This window comes from Nocardia sp. NBC_01327 (genome assembly GCF_035958815.1).
Classification (GTDB): Bacteria; Actinomycetota; Actinomycetes; order Mycobacteriales; family Mycobacteriaceae; genus Nocardia.
The window spans coordinates 5,606,506-5,625,153 of the sequence record NZ_CP108383.1; the positions used below are offsets into that span (position 1 = coordinate 5,606,506).

Below are 18,648 nucleotides of genomic sequence, written 5' to 3' on the forward strand. Positions count from 1 at the left end.
CGACGGTGCGGCGCCGTCCGGCGGGTGATTATGCTGCGACCGATCCGGCGGCTTCCTCGATCAGCGCGGCCACCGCCTCGGGCTGCGAGACGTAGACCGCGTGACTGCCCGCCACCTCGGTGATCTTCGCCTCGGCACGCTCGGCCATCGCCCGCTGGACCGGCGGCGGAATCATGTGATCGGCGGTCGCGATCAGGTACCAGCTCGGCTTGGACCGCCACGCCGGTGTGCCGACCTCACCGCCGGCCGCGCCGACGCCCCACGGCACCTGCGAGTCGCCCATGAATGCGGCCTCTTCCTCCGACAGATCACCGGCGAACGAATCGTGGAACTTCGCCCGGTCCAGGAAGAGGAACCCGTCCCGCGGGGGCAGGATCGGCGGCACCGGCGCGCCGGGCGCGGGGTCGGAGGTGAGCGACAGCACCGATTCGCCGGTGTCGGGCGCGAAAGCGGTGATGTAGACGAGTCCGGCCACGGCCTCGTGGGTACCGGCCTCGGTGATGACCGCGCCGCCGTAGGAGTGCCCGACCAGCAACACCGGACCGCCCAGCGCATCGATGGCTCGCCGGGTCACCGCCGCGTCATCGTCGAGCGTCAGGGTCGGATTCTGCACCACGCTGACCCGAAACCCGTCCCTGCGAAGGATGTCGTACACCCCTTGCCAGCCGGATCCGTCAACGAACCCGCCGTGCACAAGCACCACATCGACTGTTGTTCCCGAACTCATGATTCCCTCGATTCGAAGGCTCGTGCGGCCCTCACGAGAAAGTCTGGTGCGCAACAGTGCACGATCGCTTCCGTCATCCGACGTACCCGCACAGGCACATTCAGGTCTCACCCCGCGGCGAGTTCGCCCGGACGGTTGAATCGGTAGAAGAACGGACCGAGCTCTCCCCGATCGAGGGTGGAGGTCAATTCGATGAGACTCTCCAGCAGCGGCGCCTTCGTCAGATCACCGAGGTGGATCGGGTCGAACCCGGCATCACGGATCAGGCGCTCGGTCACCTCACGCGCATCGGCATCGGCGGCGAACAGCGTCCCCGGCGGCACCGGCTCAGCATCGACAACATCGTAGATCGACGCGAAATTGGTGTTGAACGCCTTGGCTGTCGGGCCGCCGACAATCGCCTTGACCTGCTCGGCAACCGAGTCGTAGCCCGGCGGCCGGGCGCCGAATTTATTACTGGCATCGATGGTCACCTGCCCGCCGAGACCGGATATCGCGGCCAACCCCGCCGCGATCGAATCTCCCGGAATCGCGATTACCACGACGTCCGCCCCGGTCGCGTCACCACCGTCCCGCCCGACCGCCGTCACCTCGTGACCGGCTGCCTTCCACCGCCTCGCCAGCCCACCGCCGACATGACCACGACCAATCACAGTAATCCGCATGCATCCCTTCTACCCGACTCCCCCCGCACCGCACTGTCTTTCCGAGCGCCGTCGAGCCCTGCTGTGGACGCAAAGGTTGCCCGGATGGTCACCAGGGGCGCTGTGATTCGTTGCCCTGGAAGGTGCCGGTGGGGCCGTCGACGCCGAGGGTGGCCAGCGCGACGATCGCTTCCGCACCCTGCTCGACCGTAGCGCTGCCGGAGTGGTGGTTCAGGTCGGTCGCCACGTATCCGGGGTCGGCGGAGTTCACCTTGATCCCTTCCGCGCGAAGGACATTGGCCCACATCACGGTCAATGCGTTGAGGGCGGTCTTGGAGGAGTTGTAGGCCAGCAGGAACGCGCCGGGCCATTGTGCGAAGGGACCTTCCGGATCGGCCGACAGCGCCAGTGAGCCGAGCATGCTCGAAACATTCACGACGCCGGCGCTTTCGGACTCGCGAAGCAGCGGCAGCATGGTGTTGGTGACGGTGACGACGCCGAATACATTGGTCTCGAAGGTGCGCCGCATGAGATCGGCGGTCACCTCGGTCACCGGCGTCCGGTTCTCCACACTGATGCCCGCATTGTTGACCAGCACATCGAGTTTGCCGAAGGTCTCCTGGATATACGCGGCCGCAGCCTTCACCGAATCGGCGTCGGTGACATCCAGCGGAACGAACCGCACGTCCATGCCGTCGACGGCCAGCTCAGCGGCGGCCGCCGCGCCGCGGGTGCGGTCGCGGGCGCCGATCAGAACGGTCATCCCGGTGGCGGCCAATCGGCGTGCGGTTTCGCGGCCCAGACCCTTGTTGGCCCCGGTAACGAGAGCGATCTTGGTGCTCATTGTCTCATCCATTCGGTGGTGATTCTGTTGTGTGAGAACAGTTTCGCGCTCACCGATGGCATAGCGGAAAGACCTGTCGGATCTAGACTCAGATGTCACAGATCTGAATGCGGAAAGGGCCGGGATGAATGACGACGTGGAGCTGCGGGAGTTGCGCTATTTCGTCGCCGTCGCCCAGGAGCTGAACTTCTCCCGCGCCGCACAGCGCCTGGGGATGGCCCAATCGCCGTTGTCGAAGGCCATCGCCCAGCTGGAAACACGTCTGGGAGTCACGCTGCTCGCGCGCACCACCAGGCAGGTGACACTGACACCGGCCGGTGAAACCCTGCTGCTGCAAAGCGAATTCGTGCTGTCGGCCATGACCGCCGCCCTCGCGCGGACACGGCGAGCCGGCGAGAACGTGCCGCGGTTGAGGGTGGCATTGAAGTCCGGCGGTGACGGCGCGCTGCTGCGGGACATTGTCGACCGCTACCAGCGCCCCGAACTGCCCGCGGTGACGGTCACCGTCGCGACATGGGGTGGTCCGGCCGCCCTGGTGCGGTCGGGCGCGGCCGATATCGCAGTGCTGCGCAGCCCTTTCGAGCACACAGGTCTGGAGATCGAGGAGCTGCTGTGCGAACCACGAGTCGTGGTACTGCCCGCGCAGCATCGGCTGGCCGCGCGCAGCCGGCTGCGGCGCGCGGACCTGGCCGGAGAGCCACTACCGCACTGGCCCGGAGCGGACGCGGCGACGGCGCAGTACTGGCACGGAACCGATGCGGCATCGGTCGCGGCGACATGGACCGATGCGGCGGCAGCCGCACCCGGGTCCGAAGGTCCGGTCGTCAATGACCTCGCGCAGCTGCTGGAAGTGGTGGCACTGGGACAGGCGGTGGCATTCCTGCCGGCCTCGAGCGCCGCCCGGCATGCTCGCGCCGATATCGTCGGCGTCCCGGTGACCGATCTGAGCCCCAGTATCGTCGCGGTGGCATGGCCCGAGGGATCACGCTCCGCCGCAGTGGCGGCGTTCGTACTGGCGGCAGTGCATGTGGCCGAGAGTAGGCCGGACGCACTGAGCCTCACCGATTCCGGCCTGCCCTCGCTCTCGGGATAGCCGCGTTGGCTCCTTTGCGCCAAACCCGTTTCCGCACTCGAATGTAGTGTAATCACGGTTCGGACAAGTTATCTCGAACAGGGTTCCCCGCGGTCGTTCCATACCGCTGCGGCTCAGCGTGAACCTTGTGCTAGGACGGAACAGGATTAAATGAGAATCACGAAGTTCGCTGCGACTGCAGTGTTGACCACCGCAGTCCTGGGTGCGACCGCGAGCACTGCCTCCGGGCAGGTTCCGACCGCGGATCAGGTGACCAGCTCCGTTTCCGGCGTCACCTACACCACCTCCTGGAAGGCGGATGGTTCGTCGGTCAGCACGGATCTGGTCAATGGGAAGTTCCAGCCCACCGCCGATGGCGACACACTTGCCGTGACGGGAACCGACGGTGCGGTGATCGGTGAGATTCCGCTGGTCTATACCGCCGCGGGACAAAAGATCCGGTTGCAGCCGCAGATCAATGCCGCAGGCACCAGCATGACGGTGGTCCGCCCCGATACGGCGCCCGTGCAGCCGTCGAACTCCACTACGGCGCAGAATATCGATTTCGCGCTCAACGACCAGCAAATCATCGATATCGCGGTGGGCTGCGCGCTCGGCGCGATCATCGGCGGAATTTTCCTCATCCTGCCCGCGATTCCCGGCTGCCTTATCGGCGGAGTCGTCGGCTACCTTTACGCCAACGGCCAGCTGCCCTAAAGCACGCAACCGGTCCGCGTCGTTCCGGCGCGGTATGGAATTACACGCTGATCCGCTTCGCGCGCATGCCAGTACGTCACACCCGCTGAAACGCGGGTGAGAAATACCGGCGTGCGCGCGGGCGGTCATGCGGCCCGGCTGCTGCGGTCGGGTGCACATCCGGTGTTACTTTCGTTTACTGCTCCGGCAAACCCGAAGGAGTAACGAGTTCCTTGAGCCGTGCGCGCGCAGATCGCCTCCGCCTGGATCCGCTTGTCGGAGACCTCGAGGCCGAAAACGCCCGGCTGCGGGCCGCGGGTCCGCTCGTCGCGGTGGCACTGCCCGGCGGAATACCGGCGTGGGCGGTCACTCACGATGCCGAAGCCCGCAGGTTGCTCACCGATACGCGACTGGTCAAGGACGTCAGCGCCTGGACCCTTCACCAGCGCGGGCAGATCCCGCCCGAGTGGCCCTTGATCGGTGTGGTGGAACACGGCCGTTCCATGTTCACCGTGGACGGCGTACCGCATCAGAGACTGAGAAGCCCTGTCGCACAGGCGTTCTCGACCCGGCAGATGAACAGCATGCGCGAGCGCATCGGCGAACTGACGAGGGAACTGCTGGACGCACTGCCGGCCGACGGCAATCCGGTCGATCTGCGGGCAGCGTTCGCCTGCCGGTTGTCGATGCGGGTCATCAGCGAACTGACGGGCGTCGACCCGGCGGACCAGCCCGGCCTCGCGGTCCTGTTCGACAAATTCCTCTCGACCCAGACCCCGCCCGACGAGGTGATCTCGAATCAGGCCGCGCTGACAGCGATGATGCGAACCTTGGCCGCTACGCGTCGCGCATCCCCCAGGGACGATCTCACCAGCCTGCTCGTTACCGACAGCGGCGGTGACACCTTCACCGACGAGGAGATCGTCAGCACCCTGCAACTAGTGATCGGGTCGGGCTACCTGACCACGGTCTCCCTGATCGTCAACGCGGTAGCCAACCTCTGCGCCCACCCCGGCCAACTCGCACTCGTCCGCGGCGGCGTCGTGGGCTGGGACGCCGTGGTCGAGGAGACGCTGCGCTACTCCGCGCCGAACTCGAACTTCCTCATTCGATTCGCCACCGCGGACATAGCCGTCGGCGACGCGATGATCCGCAGGGGCGAGGCCCTCATCGTCTCCTACGGTGCGATCGGCCGCGACGAGCGCCGATACGGCCGCACCGCTGCGGATTTCGATATCACCCGCTCCCCCAACCGCCATATGTCCTTCGGCCACGGCCCGCATTTCTGTGTCGGTGCGCCCTTGGCCCGGCTGGAGGGCAGTACCGCGCTTTCCCTGCTGTACGAGCGGTTTCCGAACCTGACACTCGCAATCCCCGCCGAGCAGTTGCCGCACAATCCGACCGTGACGCAGAACGAACTGAGCGAATTGCCGATTCTGCTCGAACCATGAGTGCCATCACCGCACTGTTACCGAACCGGTTCGGTAAGGCCCGAGTCGCTGCCGAGTGGCGTCCGAATATCGCGTTAACGTCATTTCCCTGGCCTCTCGCGCACCAAAGCAAAGCCCACCGAAGGTATTCCGAGGAAAGGACATGCTTTGTCTTCGAGTCACCGCTTGGCCGGTACCGTCGCCGTTTTCGGCATTCTGCTCGCCACACCCCCACTGATCACACACGGTGCGGCACTGCCCCTCACCGCCCCCACGGCCACGATGACTTGCCAGGAGTCGGGCACGGTGTCCTGGGCCGCTCCGGGAATCGGCAACGAGTTCTCGACCATCGCGTGGAACGCCGGGATCGACTTCACCAATTGCACGGGACCGGCCGTCGATCAGGGGCGTCCGACTCCGGTTCGCCTGACCGAGAAGGGAACCGAACTCGTCTCGTGCAATGGCGATGTGTCGGTGCACACCGGCACCGGCGAGATCACCTGGTCGGATGGTTCCACCGGCACTATCTCCGCCGGGGTGAACGTGCAGAGCAAAACCGCCGGCGGCGGGCACGGCGCCTTCCCGATCACCATTCTCACGGGAAATTTCGCCGGTCATCCCGCTACTGACGACGACACCGTCACCCCCGGACAATCCTGCCCGGGTCTGACAAAGGCCACACTCTCCGGAACGCTGACCATCATCTGATCAGCCTGCCCGCAATCCGGTGCCCGACCATGTTCCCGAATTGTTCGCGAATCAGGTGCACTCGTGATGGGTGGCCGTTCGGAAAAGCCGAGCCGCGAGCCGATGCTGCTCGCGCACCCGGCGATGCTGCCGGAGACGATGACGGCGTTGTGGTCTCCCGGCAGTTCATCGCGGTCGAATATCGAACTCCCCGTTCTGACCGCGGGAGAGGCCGAGCACGACAGCTTCTTCGGAATCCTGCGCGCCGCAGAGGATCCCGCCGTGCTGTGGCGAACGGCCCTCACCCACAGCCTGCGGGAGATCACCGCCCGGCTGGCGGCGCAGATCCCGCCGCGGCCGGAACCGGACCTGCTCGCCGGGTTGTCTGCCGCATTGCCCGCGGAAGTCTTGCGGTCGCTGACACGAACGTCCGGCGCGGGCCACCCCGCATGGGCACCGCTCGACTGGTGGATCGAGGGCCACCGCCTCTTCGCCGTACTGACGCAGATGGCGACCGTGGCCCTGCGCCACGCGTGCATGCATAGCAGGCTGGGTCTGCCCGCCGCCGCCACCTCGGGCCTCGATACCGCCGCGGCGCTATTCCGTTCCAGCGCAGCGGCATTGCGCATCACCTCGAACTTCAGCGCCACGGAATACCGCGAGCGGATACGACCGCTGATGGCGCCGCCGGAGGTGTCGGCGGGCTTCAGCGGGCTGCTGTCGGTGGACCATCGCATGCTCGTCGCCACGCTCCGGCAGTGCCGTCGCGGCCTGGACAGTCCGGCGGTATCCCCCGGGGCCGAACGCCTGCGGGCCGCGCTCACCGCCGTATACGGTGCGCACGAAGGGGTGTGCGAACGCTTCGTCGGTGATGCCGCGCCCAGCCTCCGTACGGTGACGAGCCCGCGCCCGTCCTCCGCCGTGCTCGTACTGCACGAGCTCGCACAGCGGCGAATAGGGCTGATCGACCCGGGTGCGCATTCACTCCCCGGCGGCGATCCGGCTGATGTCGTCCCAGGCGGCGGCGACATGCTCATACCTGGTGGCGGTGCCGCCGATCGCCAGGCGAAGGGTGAACGCGCCGCGAACTACGGTGTGGGACAGATACACCCGGCCGGAGGCATTGAGCGCGTCGAGCAGCCGCTGATTGGGTTCATCGGGCCCGCGAAGCCGGAAGCAGACCAGTGACAGCGGATGCGGGGCCATCAGTTCGAAGCGCTCGTCCGCACCCACCCATGCCGCGAATTGCTGTGCCAGCGCGACACTGTGCCGGAAATGCGTCCGCAAGCCCTCCACCCCGTAACACCGGATGACCGCCCAGAGTTTGAGCGCCCGGAACCGGCGCCCCAGGGGCACCTGCCAGTCCCGGTAATCGATCACCGCACCCGAATCCGTCGCGGAATTGCGCAGATACTCCGGCAGCACCGACAGCGCACCCACCAGCGACTCCCGATCCGCGACATAGCAAGCGTCGCAATCGAATGCGGTGAGCATCCACTTGTGCGGATTCGTCGCGTAGGAGTCGGCATAGGCGTCCACCCCGTGATGAATCCATCGAAACTCCGGGCATACCGCGGCCACCCCGACGTACGCCGCGTCCACATGCAGCCATGCCCCGTATTCACGGCAGGTCCGCCCGATCGGCTCGACCGGATCGACCGCACCGGTCGAGGTGGTACCCACCGTGGCCATCACCATGACCGGGATAATGCCCTGCGCCACATCCTCTTTCATCGCCGACCGGAGCGCGTCGGGATCCATCGACAGATCCGGGCGCGTATCGATGAACCGCACGGACGACGCGCCGAGACCGCTGATGCGCACACCCTTCTCCAGCGAGGAGTTCGCCTGTGTCGAGGTGTACACCGCGTAGCGACCGCGCTCGACACCCTCGCGGCCCACCTGCCCGCCCGAGGCCCGGTGCAGTGCGGCGACCAGCACCACCAGAATCGCGCTCGATGCCGAGTCCTGGATCACCCCGCCCCCGGTACCCGCGAAGGTGAATTTCTCCGGCAGCGCCAGCATCCCGGCCAGCCAATCAAGGACGTGCTGTTCCACTTCGGTGCACGCCGGACTGGTCTGCCACAGCATCCCCTGCACGCCCAGCCCCGCCGCCAGCAGCTCCGCGAGCACCGCCGGACCGGACGTACTGGTCGGAAAGTACGCGAAGAATCCCGGGTGCTGCCAATGCGTCAGCCCGGGAACAACAATCGCGTCGAGATCCGCCAGCACGGCATCGAAGGACTCGCCCACCTCCGGCGGTGCGGCCGGCAATTGCCCGCGCACCTGCCCCGGCTCCGCCCGGGACAGCACCGGCAGCGATTCCACCCGCTCCCAGTAGTCCGCGATCCAATCCACCGCCGCCCTGCCCTGGCGGCGGAACTCTTCGGCGGTCATATGCTGGGGCACAGGTATTTCAGCCATCGGCAATCAGGTTCGCGGCGCCCGGAACGGCCCGCTCCCCTACTCCTTCTTGTCGTAGTGCGCGGATGCGGTACTGGCCTACCGAAAATGCGAACGAACACGAGATGCGGAGCAGTCGAGCGGCGGACACGATCTTATCCACCCGTGCCGTGGGTCACCGAGCACCACTCCGGTCGGGGTGGGTGGCGAAGCTACCCGCTCGAAACACGCACCCGCGGCGGAGTTTTCGGTCACGATGGATCGTCCGATCTGTACGAACTGGTGGAGGTGGTCCGCGATGACGTTGCTGGACACGGAGACTCGCCGCTGGCTGGCCGAGCCGCGGTTCTGGACGATGGGCACGGTGAACCCGGACGGCAGCCCACAGCTGACCCCGATGTGGGTGGGCCTCGAGATTGTCGACGGCGCCGAGTACGTCGTGGTCAATACTTCGGTGGGCCGGGTGAAGCAGGAGAACCTGAGTCGCGACGCCCGCCTGTCCCTGGCGTGTTTCGATACCGACAACCCGTACGACCGTATGGAGATTCGCGGCCGCGCCGTCGGCTATCTCGAGGGCGCCGAAGCGATAGCCGTCATGGATCGGCTTGCGCAGAAGTATCTGTCGGTCGAGAAGTTCCCGTGGCTGGTCCCCGGCGAACAGAGGTTGGCGGTCCTGATCGAGCCGGACCGGGTCCACCACACGATCGGCGTCGAGCCCTTCCGGCCCGGCGTACTACCGTCCCCCTAGCCCTCGCCGTCGGGTACCGTCCGCTCGGCCGTGAAACGTCCTGACCAGTGCGTTCAATCCCCGGCCAGGACCCGATCCGTCCGTCCCGTCGGACCCCGGGCGTAGGCTCGCAGGCATGTGCCGCAACATTCAGACCCTGCACAATTTCGAGCCGCCCGCCACCGAGGACGAGGTGCACGCGGCAGCCCTGCAGTACGTCCGCAAGATCAGCGGAAGTACCAAACCCTCCCAGGCCAACCAGGCCGCCTTCGACCTGGCGATCGAAGAGATCGCCGCCGCGACCGGCAGACTCCTCGCGGGACTCACCACCAACGCCCCGCCCAGGGACCGCGAGACCGAGGCCGCCAAGGCCAAGGCTCGCGCCCTGATCCGCTACACCCGCTGACACCCACCCGCGGTTACGCGGGCAGCCCTAGGCCGTGCGCGAGCACAGGCCAGGAGGCGGCCAGTTCGTCGTCCCAGTACCCCCAGGAGTGGGTGCCGTACGGGCGCAGTTCGACCGTGGCCGGAATGTTCAACTCCGCCAATCGATCTGCCATGGCTCGCGTGCAGTGGTCGACCGCGGCCTCGATCGCGCCGCCCACGAGGATCTGGTTCGCCAGCGCGCCCACCCCGGCGTCGACGAGGTGCCGGTCAGCCGTCGTGTCGTACGGGCCCGGCAGCCCGTTGCCGCTCGACAAATAGAGGCCGAGGCCACGCAGTCCCGCCGCATTCATATACGGATCATTGGCGGCCCACTGCGGATCATCGGGCGGTCCGTACATGTTCTCCGCATCCCCGCCGCTGTAGGCCACCGTGAGACGCACGAAGGCCTGCCCGACCGGATCCGCGATCTGCGCACATCCGCTGTACGCCGCCACCGCCCGATACAGGCCCGGCTTCGCGATCGGCAATTGCAGCACCGAGGTCCCCGACATCGAAACTCCCGCAATCGCATTGACACCGTTCGCGCCGAGGGCCGCGTCGATCAGCGGCGGCAATTCCTCGGTCAGATACGTCTTCCATTTCACAACACCCAGCAACGGATCCGGCGCCCGCCAATCCGCATAATAGGACGCCGCACCACCAACCGGCTGCACCACATTGACGTCTTTACCCGCCAGAAAATCTCCAGCATGAGTCTCGTGATCCCACGACGCCGACCCCTTCCCCCCCACTCCCCCCGCTGAGCAGATACAACACCGGCCGCGGCACCGACACATCCGCCGGCCGCTGCACCTCCACCTTGAATTCAGCATTCATCGCAGCAGAGAAAACAGTGAGAACCACATGCCTACCACCATCGACGTGGGTATTCACTATTCGTGAACCATCCGGCGCAACCGCCGAATTGCCTTTTGCACCGGGTTCAGTCACCTTCTGATCGGCCGCAGCCGAGGGCAGGAATGGCGCCGAGAGCACGGTGGCGGCGAGGACGCCCGCAGCAATCACAATTGCCGCCCCGCGCATAAACGAGCGAGAACGCACCGGTCTAGTTTGTCCTGCGCCGCTCTCGAGGCATCGCACAGCCGCAATTTACTCCGCTAATCGATCCCGGCCGTGGCACGACACCAATCGAACTGGACTGGCCGGCGCTGCGAGACGCATGGAGTGCCGTCGGTCCCGAGCACGGCCGCACAGCGATCCAGCCGATCGCAGCCGAATTAATCATCCAGCTGGTTGACACACACAACCTATGGGTTGACTATCGTCGTATGAGCGTGCGCGACGAACCGACAACCGACTCCTCGGCTCAGGAACCCGGCCCCGGGACACCCACCCTGCCCGAACCACCTCCAGCACTCACCGCCGAAGCCAGACGGGTCATCGTTGTCGTGCTGCTCGGGGCGATCCTCACCTTCCTCGACGCCACTGTCGTCAATGTCGCGCTGCACGATCTGTCCGCAGACTTCGACGTCTCCCTGGGAACCGTCCAGTGGGTGGTCACGGGCTACCTCCTCGCGCTGGCAGCGGTGATTCCCATGTCCGCCTGGCTGATTCGGCGCTTCGGCGCGGCCAGGACGTACACGATCGCGCTGGCCGTGTTCGTGTTCAGCTCACTGCTCTGCGGTCTGGCACACAATGTCGGCACACTCATCGCCTTCCGCGCTCTCCAGGGAATCGGCGGGGGGCTGATGATGCCGGTCGGCCAGGCCATCCTGGTCGCAGCCGCGGGCCCGCGCGGACTGGCGCGGGCCATGAGCGCCATCGGCATCCCCATGGTCCTCACCCCGGTCCTCGGGCCCACCATCGGCGGACTGCTGCTGGCACACGCGGGCTGGGCATGGATCTTCTGGATCAATGTGCCCATCGGGATCATCGGAATCGTGCTCGCTGTGCGCGTGCTGCCGCCGGACACTCCGCAGGCCGGTGGACGACTGGACCTGACAGGTCTGCTGCTGCTCTCCGGCGGGGCGACCGCACTGACATACGGTCTGGCACAGGCGAGCGCGCGCGGCTCCGCCCGACTCTGGCACGGCGTCGTCCCAGCGGCCGGCGGCCTTGCACTCATCGCGATATTTGCGGCCTGGGCTTTACGGGCACGCAACCCGCTACTGAACCTGCGCCTCTACCGGAACGGCGTCTTCGCGTCCGCTTCGGTCGCCGTATTCGCCATGGGCGCAGCAACCTTCGGCGGAATGATCCTGATGCCGCTGTACTACCAGGTGATCCGGCACGATGACGCGGTGACGACGGGCATGCTGCTGGCACCGCAGGGGCTCGGCGCGGCGGTGGCAATGTTCTTGTCGGGCAGGCTGTTCGAGAAGATCGGCAGCGTGACGGCTGTCGTCGGCGGGATCATCTGCATTGCCGCGACCATCCCCTTCATGACAATAGGGCCCGAAAGTTCCTACTGGTTATTGAGTATCGCCTTGGTGGTGCGCGGATTCGGCCTCGGCATGGCGGGGATGCCGGCCATGACCGCCGCCTTGCGAGCCGTGGGCCCCGACGAGGTCACCGACGCGACGCCCCTCCTCACTATGCTCCAGCGTGTCGGCGGCTCGGTGGGCACCGCACTGTTCGTCGTTGTGCTGCAACAGCATTTGGACAACGCGGGCAAGGATGCATCCCAGCAGGCGTCGGCCTTCGGGACTGCATTCATATGGGTGCTCGCGGCTACTGTCCTCGCCACGGCGCCCGCAGTCTTCATGGCGCGTATCGAACATCGCGCCGCGCACAATCAAGACGCATCAGGTTTGTGATCCTGCAGGTGCGCGATCAACCGCTGCACCTGCTCACCGTACTTCGCCCGGAATTCAGCACTACCGGGATCGTGTCCGAGTAGATGGTGCGCACTGCGGGGCAGTACGCCGGGAGCCATGACAATGCTCATCAGAATGAGACGTACGAAGCCGGGGTCCAGATCCGCCGCGATCTCGCCCCGCGCCTGCGCGCGTTCGATATTCGTCACGTCCTGATCCAGCATCTGATCTTCCAGCGCGTCCACGTCGGCATTCTCGAATTCCGCCGGATCGGTCAAGCCGCGCCACAGCGCCAAGCGGATATAACGAGGATCCCGCAGTCCTGCGTCGAGGTACTGCAGAGCAATTTCCTCGAGCGTCTGATCGGTCTCGGCAACCATTTTCCCACGCTCGGCCGACCGGCCCTGTATCTCTCGATACAGCCCTTCTTTACCTCCGAAATAATAACTGATCAACTGTTTGTTCAAGCCCGCACGATTTGCAATATCCTGAATTCTCGTGCCCGCATAACCTTTGGCGGAGAATTCACTCAGTGCCGCATCAACCAAAGCGCGGCCGGACCGCTCTGCGTCGCGGACGCGCTCTTCGGATTGCGGCGAACGGCGCGACTTTGCCGCATCGGATGACATGGGCACATGTTATCAGATCGCCCAAAGCCATCGGATTGCTTGCCTCGTATTTTCAGATTTTATTTCGAAGGCAAGAGGAATGCTGAGCGTTCGAACTCGTTCTGCTTGACGGCTTGGACGAATGCGGAGTATTCGAGGTGGTCGAAATACAGCTTGGCGGCGCCTACGGAGGACTCGCATTCGGGTGAGGCGCTGAATTCGTAGAGGCCGTCGGCGCCCTGGACGATGAGCAGAATCTGGCGGAGTGGCCTGCCGGTGCGCAATGCCTGCTGGATGACTTCGAATTGGTCGTGATCGAAGGTCAGGCATTCCTCGGCGGGGACGCTCGATTCCGCAGTGTCGAACGAATCGGTGAGTTTGTCGTCCCACACCAGGGTTCGGTGATCGTCGCGGTAGACCATGACGCAGGCCTGCTGGGGTGAGCTCGCGGCCGCTTTGAGGAATTGTCCGACGGTGGGTGTCCTCGGCATTGGTGGATCCTTTCGAACTGCGCCGGCGACGTCGGCGGCCGCACGGCGCATCTGACTGCGCTAGGGAAGGCTTCCCACAGCGGCGAAGTTGCAGGGGCGGGCGTAGTCGTCGGTATCGACCGGCTGATCGGGGTGCCAGTCCGTGGCGTAGGTGATGCCCGGTTCGGTCATCGTCCAACCCTCGAAGAACGTCGCGAACTGGTTCCGGTTTCGCAGCGTGACGGGTGTGCTGGCATCGGTGAAGACCGCGGCGCCGGCGGCTACCTGCTCTTTGATCTTCTGGCCCGCGTCCTCGAGCGACACATGTGTCATCGCGATGTAGCTGCCGGGCGCAACCGCATCGCGCAGCTGCCGGATCAATGCCGCGGGCTCATCGGCGTCGGTCACCCAGGGCAGGACCGAGACCACCAGCAGTCCGACCGGTTCGGAGAAGTCGATAAGGCGTTGTGTGTCAGGGTGTTCGAGAATCCGCGCCGGATCCCGCAGATCGGCGTCGACCATCGCGGTGGTGTCGAGCACCTGTTCGTTCCGCAGCAGATCGCGGGCCCGGTTGATGGCCTCTTCGTCATTGTCGACGTAGACGACGCGGGCGTCCGGCACCAGCTCCCGGGCGACCTCGTGCGTATTGCCCCCGGTCGGCAAGCCCGACCCGATGTCGAGGAACTGGCGAATTCCATTGGCGGCCATATATCGCACCGCACGACCCAGGAACCGGCGATTGTGCTGCGCCCAGAGCGGATAGAACGGGATATCGGCGTAGAGGCGATGGATGAAGGGCAGATCCGATTCGAAGATCACTTCGCCGGTGATCATGTGATGGTAGATGCGCGCCGAACTCGGCTTGTGCGTGTCGAGTTGCCGTGGCTCGAAGTCATTGCTGGACATAGTGATTCCTATTCAGTTGAGCGGTTCGCGGGCTATCGATGCACAGACGGCCGACTGCGCAGACCGCGGGCGAGGTGTTCGATGAACTGGCGGGAGTCGGCGGGACTGAGCGCGGTCATGGCGAGGCGGTTGAAGATCTTGTCGCGAATGCCGACCGCGGGCTTGTCGTCGATGTAGCGAATCTCGCCCTGCGCCTCCACCACCGCCATCTCGAGGTCGCCCGCGGCTCCCGGAGACGGCACCCGGACCAGGATGTAGCGGTCTTCCATACCCGCGCCCGGCGCCTGGTGGGTGAACGGCATGACCTGGATCTGGATGTTCGGACGCTGGGACAGCTCGATGAGGTGGACGAGTTGATCGAGCATCACCGCATCACCGCCGTAGGTCCGCCGCAGGCAGGATTCGGACAGGATCGTGTGGGATTCGGGTGCGTTGCGCTTGAACAGGATCTGCTGACGGGCGATCCGCGCCTCCACGTAGTCCTCGACGGTCACCGCGTCCGGATCGCCGGGGTCGAGCTGCAGGGGTTCGTGCAGTGCGCGAATGTAGTTGGGGTGCTGCAGGAGTCCGGGCACGATCTCGGCCCCGGTTTCCCGCAGCCGGTCCGCCACATCCTCGAGGTCGACCAGCAGCCGCAGCTCCTCGATGTAGGCGCGACGATAGCCCGAGGTCCAGAACCCGCGTCGGTGGTTGTCACCGCGCAGATCCAGCACGATGCGAATGTAGGCCTCGTCGAGGACGCCGAGTTTTCGCGCCAGTTGCTCGAGGTCGTCGGCGCTGAGATTGCCATTGCCGGCGACCGCCGCCGCGATGCGCGACTGACTGACCCCGATCAGCTTGCCCGCCTCGGCCTGGGTGGTGCGCGCGCGGCGCAGCATCGCGTCGATTTCCCGTCCCAGGAGCACTTTTCGTGCGGTTCTCGCCATGGCTCCCCACCGTATCGGGCTGCGCTTCGAACGCCACTATTCCATAATTCTGATTATCAGGTTAGATTATCAGGCACGATTATCGCGCGAAAAGGCTAGTGGCCCAACGTCGTACCGCACCTGCGCTTTCAGCGAGCCGAAGAAGGGCGGGACCATGGACGTCACAGACGCCGAACCCGACCAGAGCGACCCCCAGGCCGTGACCATGAGCTCCTGGGGTCGATATCTGCGTACCTTCCGACGCACGCAATTGGGGCTCAGCCGTAGCGATTTCGCCGAGCTGGTCAATGAGCAGGGCCGGCGGCAGGGCATCAATGTCGCGTGTTCGGAACGGCATGTCGCGCGCTGGGAGCTCGGTGAGGTCAACCGGCCCAACAAGACCTATCGCGGACTGCTGGCCGCCATCGGCGCACCCGATCCCGCGACCATCGGTGCGCCCGCACCCGCGAGTCCACCGCCGACGTCGCATCACACCGACGTGCGCCCGGAACCCGATGAGCGCGAACGGGAAACGACTCTGCTGGAAGCACTCGCCACGGCGGTCGTCGGCTCTCCCGATATCCTCTCGCCGTGGCTCCCGCTGCTGGACGAGGCGGAAACCGAGGCGCCCCTGGGCAATACCGGGCAGTCCGATCTCGACTTCGTGCGCACCGCCACCGCCCGGCTGCGGGAGGTCGACCAGAGCCATGGCGGCTCCGCGGTGGCCGAATCCGCCGTCAACCTACTGACATTGACGACCACACTGCTCGCGCGGTGCCGTGGTGAAGCGCGCGAACAGTCGATGCTGATCGCCTCCGCCGATCTCGCACGCCTGGTCGGGTGGGCCTTCCATGATGTGGGCGATCAGTTTCGCGCCCGCCAATACGCCACGCTGGCACTGTTTTTCGCACGCCGGGCCGGTGCGGACAGCCTCGTCGCATCCACCCTCTACGTCCTGGGGCGCATCAACCTGATCGAACATGATCCGCGCACCGCCCTGCGCATGTTCCAGCTCGGGCAGATGCCCGCCCAAGATGCCGCCAGCAGTGGGGAATCGGCGCGGCTGTACGCCAATGAGGCGTGGGCACACGCCATGATGGGCGATGCCAACCGAATGCGGTTCGCGCTCGGCCGCGCCGAGGACGAGATCGCCCGCGTGGGTGACCTCATCGACCCGTGGACCCGAGTGTTCTTCACCCCCGGTGAATTCACCGGTATGCAGTCGGTGATCCACAGCGAGTACGCGCTGACCGCGAGCGGACCGGCCGTCGAACGCTATACCCTCGCGGCCGTCGAGGGCGCGCAGGCATCGCTGGCCGCCTCCGCGCCCGGACGCCCCGCGCGCAGCATCCTTTTCGACAACATCACCATTGCCACCGGAGCCTTCCGCCTCGGTCAGATCGGTGATGCCGTGTCCTTCGCCAATGCCTCGCTGGCATTGACCAGCCAGGTCGACAGCGGAAGAGTCGCCGGCCGGCTCGGGCGGATGGCGCAGGCGGCCACCCTCTCCTCACCACGGTCCGACGTCAAGGACGTATGCCACGCCGTACGCCAGGCGCTCGATACCGGTACGCGCACACCACATTCGCCGATCGAGCGTCAGCTCGCCACCGCATGAGGACTCCGAATGTCCTGATCGGGACCGTCGATGTCATCCTCATGGGCGGTTCCACCCGGACTGCCCTGTCGAATGTCATTGTCGCAGAACCTGTTCGACGATTGAATCAATACATGACCACAGGTGATGCGGAAATCTACCTCACGATCGGCCCGCGCAACCCCTCCGCATCACTATCGGAAAGCAGACCCGCGCATCCGGACCGCAGGCGTTGACGCTCACCCAGAAACTAGCCCGGGAACATACTCATGTGGTTCGGATATGCCCGTACGGAGCTGCTGCCGATCAATGTCCGCCGCGTCGTACAGCAAGCGTTTCGCGAGTACGCCGCTCGCTACGAATTCGGCGAAGGGGAGGTGCTTTTCGAACCGATCGCGCCGGAACTGCTGCTGCGCGAGATGGTCGCCGAGATCGATCGGGACAGCAGTGTCGCCACCGTCCTGCCGCGACTGCGGCAGACCGCTCAGCAGTGGGGCATCGACCTCGATCGGGTCTTCGACACTCCGCGGCGCGCCGATGTGCTGTGGTACATCCTCGAATCGGTCGAGGACACGGCGGGAGCGCAGCTGATCGTGCCCTCGCGCGAGCATCTGACCAACCTGGGGCCCTCGGAACGCGCGGCCGTCGCTCAGCTCACCCGGGCCGCCGTCGAGGTGCACTATCTCGACGGGACCTCCGCGCACGGGACCTCCGCCGAGGCCGAACCGCCACGGCCCGCTGAATCCACCGATGCGCCCAGCGCGGATGATCAGGTGCTGGTGGAGTCTCGCATCGGCTCGATTCCGGCTGTGGCCCAACTCGATGCGGCCGCCGAGCTCAGTCGCCTCGGTCGGCCGGAACTCATCGAGTACGTCGATGCGATCTATGTGGCATTGATCGACGATGCCGCCACCACACCGGCGGCCGATGTCCTCGAATTCCCGCCGGACGCCGGACGCGCCGTCATCCGGCTGCTCACCGCGGCGGTGACCGGGCGGCTGATCGTCGAACTCGAGGAACCTCGTCACCGCGCGGACGCGGTAGCCGCGGCGCTGATCACCCTGTGCGAGAACACCCAGCGGTTCACCGACGGGTCGCGGACGTTCACCCGCTGCACGCTGCCCGACGGGGCGTACTCCCCCGGCGCCGAGTCGGGAGGCCGAGGATGAACGGAACGACCCGGGCCGCCAAGACCTTCCAGGCGCCGACCCGCAATATCTGGGACCGCGACCGTGTCCGGCCGGCCGAGGGACTTCTGGACGCCCGCGAACTGCTGCTCGCCGTCGCCGGCAATCTGGAGGGTGGTTCCCCGCTGATCGGCTGGGCGCGCGAACTGGCGGACCTGCACTCCACCCTCACCACCGCGACCGTATCCCCCGCGCGCCGTCCGGCCGACTTCGACGACCGCACGGTGCGCGGGCAGATCAGCGAAGTCATCGGCCTGATCGACGAGTGGTCGGCCCTGCATCTACCGCATCCGACCGCCGGACGCCGGCACACCCATTCCCTCGGCGAGGTGATCAGCCACTTCGCGTCCACCTACGCGCAGATGCAGCGGACGCTGCGCCACAGTGGCAGCGCGGCGCACCAGCATCATGCCGCGATACGGTTCGCTCAGGTTCAGGAAGGCTACGCCGATCTCGTCGGCGACATTCGAACACTGCGCGTCCAACTCCCTTTGGGTGCGCAGGATTCCGCGAAGGCGCGATCTGCGCAGGAGTGAACGCGG

Annotated in this window: 18 protein-coding genes and 1 pseudogene; 10 read left to right on the forward strand and 9 right to left on the reverse strand. The window is 65.9% G+C overall.

The window, feature by feature from the left end; translation table 11 throughout:
• Positions 1-28: 28 nt before the first annotated feature.
• The 3 genes from OG326_RS25930 to OG326_RS25940 all read right to left on the reverse strand — a co-directional run bounded on the left by OG326_RS25930 (position 29) and on the right by OG326_RS25940 (position 2,215).
• Positions 29-727: an alpha/beta fold hydrolase gene (locus OG326_RS25930; RefSeq protein WP_327139719.1), complete on the reverse strand. Its 699-nt coding sequence runs from the start codon at positions 725-727 to the stop codon at positions 29-31.
• Between the two features lie 107 nt (positions 728-834).
• Positions 835-1,392: an NADPH-dependent F420 reductase gene (locus OG326_RS25935; protein ID WP_327139720.1), complete on the reverse strand. Its 558-nt coding sequence runs from the start codon at positions 1,390-1,392 to the stop codon at positions 835-837.
• Positions 1,393-1,480: 88 nt separating this feature from the next.
• Positions 1,481-2,215 carry an SDR family oxidoreductase gene (locus OG326_RS25940; protein WP_327139721.1) on the reverse strand — a complete coding sequence of 245 codons (735 nt, stop codon included), beginning with the start codon at positions 2,213-2,215 and terminating at the stop codon, positions 1,481-1,483.
• A 124-nt stretch (positions 2,216-2,339) separates the two neighbouring features.
• Between OG326_RS25940 and OG326_RS25945 the strand changes: the two genes are divergently transcribed.
• From OG326_RS25945 to OG326_RS25960, 4 genes are all read left to right on the forward strand, one after another.
• A complete protein-coding gene (locus OG326_RS25945) occupies positions 2,340-3,308 on the forward strand; it encodes a LysR family transcriptional regulator (RefSeq protein ID WP_327139722.1) in 969 nt (322 codons plus the stop codon).
• A gap of 183 nt (positions 3,309-3,491) precedes the next feature.
• Entirely contained in the window at positions 3,492-4,004 is a 513-nt protein-coding gene (locus OG326_RS25950) for a hypothetical protein (protein WP_327139723.1), read from the forward strand.
• Between the two features lie 212 nt (positions 4,005-4,216).
• Entirely contained in the window at positions 4,217-5,434 is a 1,218-nt protein-coding gene (locus OG326_RS25955; RefSeq protein ID WP_327139724.1) for a cytochrome P450 family protein, read from the forward strand.
• 165 nt (positions 5,435-5,599) lie between these two features.
• Positions 5,600-6,121: a hypothetical protein gene (locus tag OG326_RS25960; protein ID WP_327139725.1), complete on the forward strand. Its 522-nt coding sequence runs from the start codon at positions 5,600-5,602 to the stop codon at positions 6,119-6,121.
• 960 nt (positions 6,122-7,081) lie between these two features.
• Here OG326_RS25960 and OG326_RS25965 read toward each other — a convergent pair.
• The gene (locus tag OG326_RS25965; RefSeq protein WP_327139726.1) at positions 7,082-8,524 is read right to left on the reverse strand and encodes an aminotransferase class V-fold PLP-dependent enzyme; all 1,443 of its coding nucleotides are present in this window, start codon (positions 8,522-8,524) and stop codon (positions 7,082-7,084) included.
• Between the two features lie 277 nt (positions 8,525-8,801).
• Between OG326_RS25965 and OG326_RS25970 the strand changes: the two genes are divergently transcribed.
• Both OG326_RS25970 and OG326_RS25975 read left to right on the forward strand, forming a co-directional pair.
• Positions 8,802-9,251 carry a TIGR03618 family F420-dependent PPOX class oxidoreductase gene (locus OG326_RS25970; protein WP_327139727.1) on the forward strand — a complete coding sequence of 150 codons (450 nt, stop codon included), beginning with the start codon at positions 8,802-8,804 and terminating at the stop codon, positions 9,249-9,251.
• 115 nt (positions 9,252-9,366) lie between these two features.
• A complete protein-coding gene (locus tag OG326_RS25975) occupies positions 9,367-9,636 on the forward strand; it encodes a DUF2277 domain-containing protein (protein ID WP_327139728.1) in 270 nt (89 codons plus the stop codon).
• Positions 9,637-9,649: 13 nt separating this feature from the next.
• Here OG326_RS25975 and OG326_RS25980 read toward each other — a convergent pair.
• Positions 9,650-10,700: pseudogene (locus OG326_RS25980) on the reverse strand (alpha/beta hydrolase).
• A 245-nt stretch (positions 10,701-10,945) separates the two neighbouring features.
• On the opposite strand from OG326_RS25980, the gene OG326_RS25985 reads away from it, so the two are divergent.
• Positions 10,946-12,433: an MDR family MFS transporter gene (locus OG326_RS25985; RefSeq protein ID WP_327139730.1), complete on the forward strand. Its 1,488-nt coding sequence runs from the start codon at positions 10,946-10,948 to the stop codon at positions 12,431-12,433.
• On the opposite strand, the gene OG326_RS25990 is transcribed toward OG326_RS25985, so the two are convergent.
• From OG326_RS25990 to OG326_RS26005, 4 genes are read right to left on the reverse strand one after another with little or no spacing between them, the layout of a single operon-like run.
• On the reverse strand, positions 12,412-13,062 hold the full coding sequence (locus tag OG326_RS25990) for a TetR/AcrR family transcriptional regulator (RefSeq protein ID WP_327139731.1): 651 nt from the start codon (positions 13,060-13,062) through the stop codon (positions 12,412-12,414). The genes OG326_RS25985 and OG326_RS25990 overlap by 22 nt on opposite strands.
• A gap of 59 nt (positions 13,063-13,121) precedes the next feature.
• Positions 13,122-13,532: a hypothetical protein gene (locus OG326_RS25995; RefSeq protein ID WP_327139732.1), complete on the reverse strand. Its 411-nt coding sequence runs from the start codon at positions 13,530-13,532 to the stop codon at positions 13,122-13,124.
• Between the two features lie 60 nt (positions 13,533-13,592).
• Complete coding sequence (locus OG326_RS26000; RefSeq protein WP_327139733.1) at positions 13,593-14,417, reverse strand: SAM-dependent methyltransferase; 825 nt, start codon at positions 14,415-14,417, stop codon at positions 13,593-13,595.
• Positions 14,418-14,449: 32 nt separating this feature from the next.
• On the reverse strand, positions 14,450-15,343 hold the full coding sequence (locus tag OG326_RS26005; RefSeq protein ID WP_327139734.1) for a helix-turn-helix domain-containing protein: 894 nt from the start codon (positions 15,341-15,343) through the stop codon (positions 14,450-14,452).
• Between the two features lie 154 nt (positions 15,344-15,497).
• On the opposite strand from OG326_RS26005, the gene OG326_RS26010 reads away from it, so the two are divergent.
• The 3 genes from OG326_RS26010 (at position 15,498) to OG326_RS26020 (ending at position 18,642) form a co-directional block, all read left to right on the forward strand.
• Positions 15,498-16,940 carry a hypothetical protein gene (locus OG326_RS26010; protein WP_327139735.1) on the forward strand — a complete coding sequence of 481 codons (1,443 nt, stop codon included), beginning with the start codon at positions 15,498-15,500 and terminating at the stop codon, positions 16,938-16,940.
• Positions 16,941-17,188: 248 nt separating this feature from the next.
• Positions 17,189-18,088 carry a hypothetical protein gene (locus OG326_RS26015; RefSeq protein ID WP_327139736.1) on the forward strand — a complete coding sequence of 300 codons (900 nt, stop codon included), beginning with the start codon at positions 17,189-17,191 and terminating at the stop codon, positions 18,086-18,088.
• Positions 18,085-18,642 (forward strand): hypothetical protein, encoded by a 558-nt coding sequence (locus OG326_RS26020; RefSeq protein WP_327139737.1) that lies wholly within the window; start codon positions 18,085-18,087, stop codon positions 18,640-18,642. The genes OG326_RS26015 and OG326_RS26020 overlap by 4 nt, the downstream gene beginning before the upstream one ends.
• Positions 18,643-18,648 lie beyond the last annotated feature (6 nt).

Bases quoted from the DNA above. Each gene is read 5' to 3' on its own strand.
- OG326_RS26020 (WP_327139737.1), top strand. From the start codon at position 18,085: ATGAACGGAACGACCCGGGCCGCCAAGACCTTCCAGGCGCCGACCCGC.
- OG326_RS25985 (WP_327139730.1), top strand. From the start codon at position 10,946: ATGAGCGTGCGCGACGAACCGACAACCGACTCCTCGGCTCAGGAACCC.
- OG326_RS26010 (WP_327139735.1), top strand. From the start codon at position 15,498: ATGGACGTCACAGACGCCGAACCCGACCAGAGCGACCCCCAGGCCGTG.
- OG326_RS25930 (WP_327139719.1), bottom strand. From the start codon at position 727: ATGAGTTCGGGAACAACAGTCGATGTGGTGCTTGTGCACGGCGGGTTC.
- OG326_RS26000 (WP_327139733.1), bottom strand. From the start codon at position 14,417: ATGTCCAGCAATGACTTCGAGCCACGGCAACTCGACACGCACAAGCCG.
- OG326_RS25975 (WP_327139728.1), top strand. From the start codon at position 9,367: ATGTGCCGCAACATTCAGACCCTGCACAATTTCGAGCCGCCCGCCACC.
- OG326_RS25970 (WP_327139727.1), top strand. From the start codon at position 8,802: ATGACGTTGCTGGACACGGAGACTCGCCGCTGGCTGGCCGAGCCGCGG.
- OG326_RS25940 (WP_327139721.1), bottom strand. From the start codon at position 2,215: ATGAGCACCAAGATCGCTCTCGTTACCGGGGCCAACAAGGGTCTGGGC.
- OG326_RS25935 (WP_327139720.1), bottom strand. From the start codon at position 1,392: ATGCGGATTACTGTGATTGGTCGTGGTCATGTCGGCGGTGGGCTGGCG.
- OG326_RS25965 (WP_327139726.1), bottom strand. From the start codon at position 8,524: ATGGCTGAAATACCTGTGCCCCAGCATATGACCGCCGAAGAGTTCCGC.
- OG326_RS26015 (WP_327139736.1), top strand. From the start codon at position 17,189: ATGTGGTTCGGATATGCCCGTACGGAGCTGCTGCCGATCAATGTCCGC.
- OG326_RS25945 (WP_327139722.1), top strand. From the start codon at position 2,340: ATGAATGACGACGTGGAGCTGCGGGAGTTGCGCTATTTCGTCGCCGTC.
- OG326_RS26005 (WP_327139734.1), bottom strand. From the start codon at position 15,343: ATGGCGAGAACCGCACGAAAAGTGCTCCTGGGACGGGAAATCGACGCG.
- OG326_RS25995 (WP_327139732.1), bottom strand. From the start codon at position 13,532: ATGCCGAGGACACCCACCGTCGGACAATTCCTCAAAGCGGCCGCGAGC.
- OG326_RS25990 (WP_327139731.1), bottom strand. From the start codon at position 13,062: ATGTCATCCGATGCGGCAAAGTCGCGCCGTTCGCCGCAATCCGAAGAG.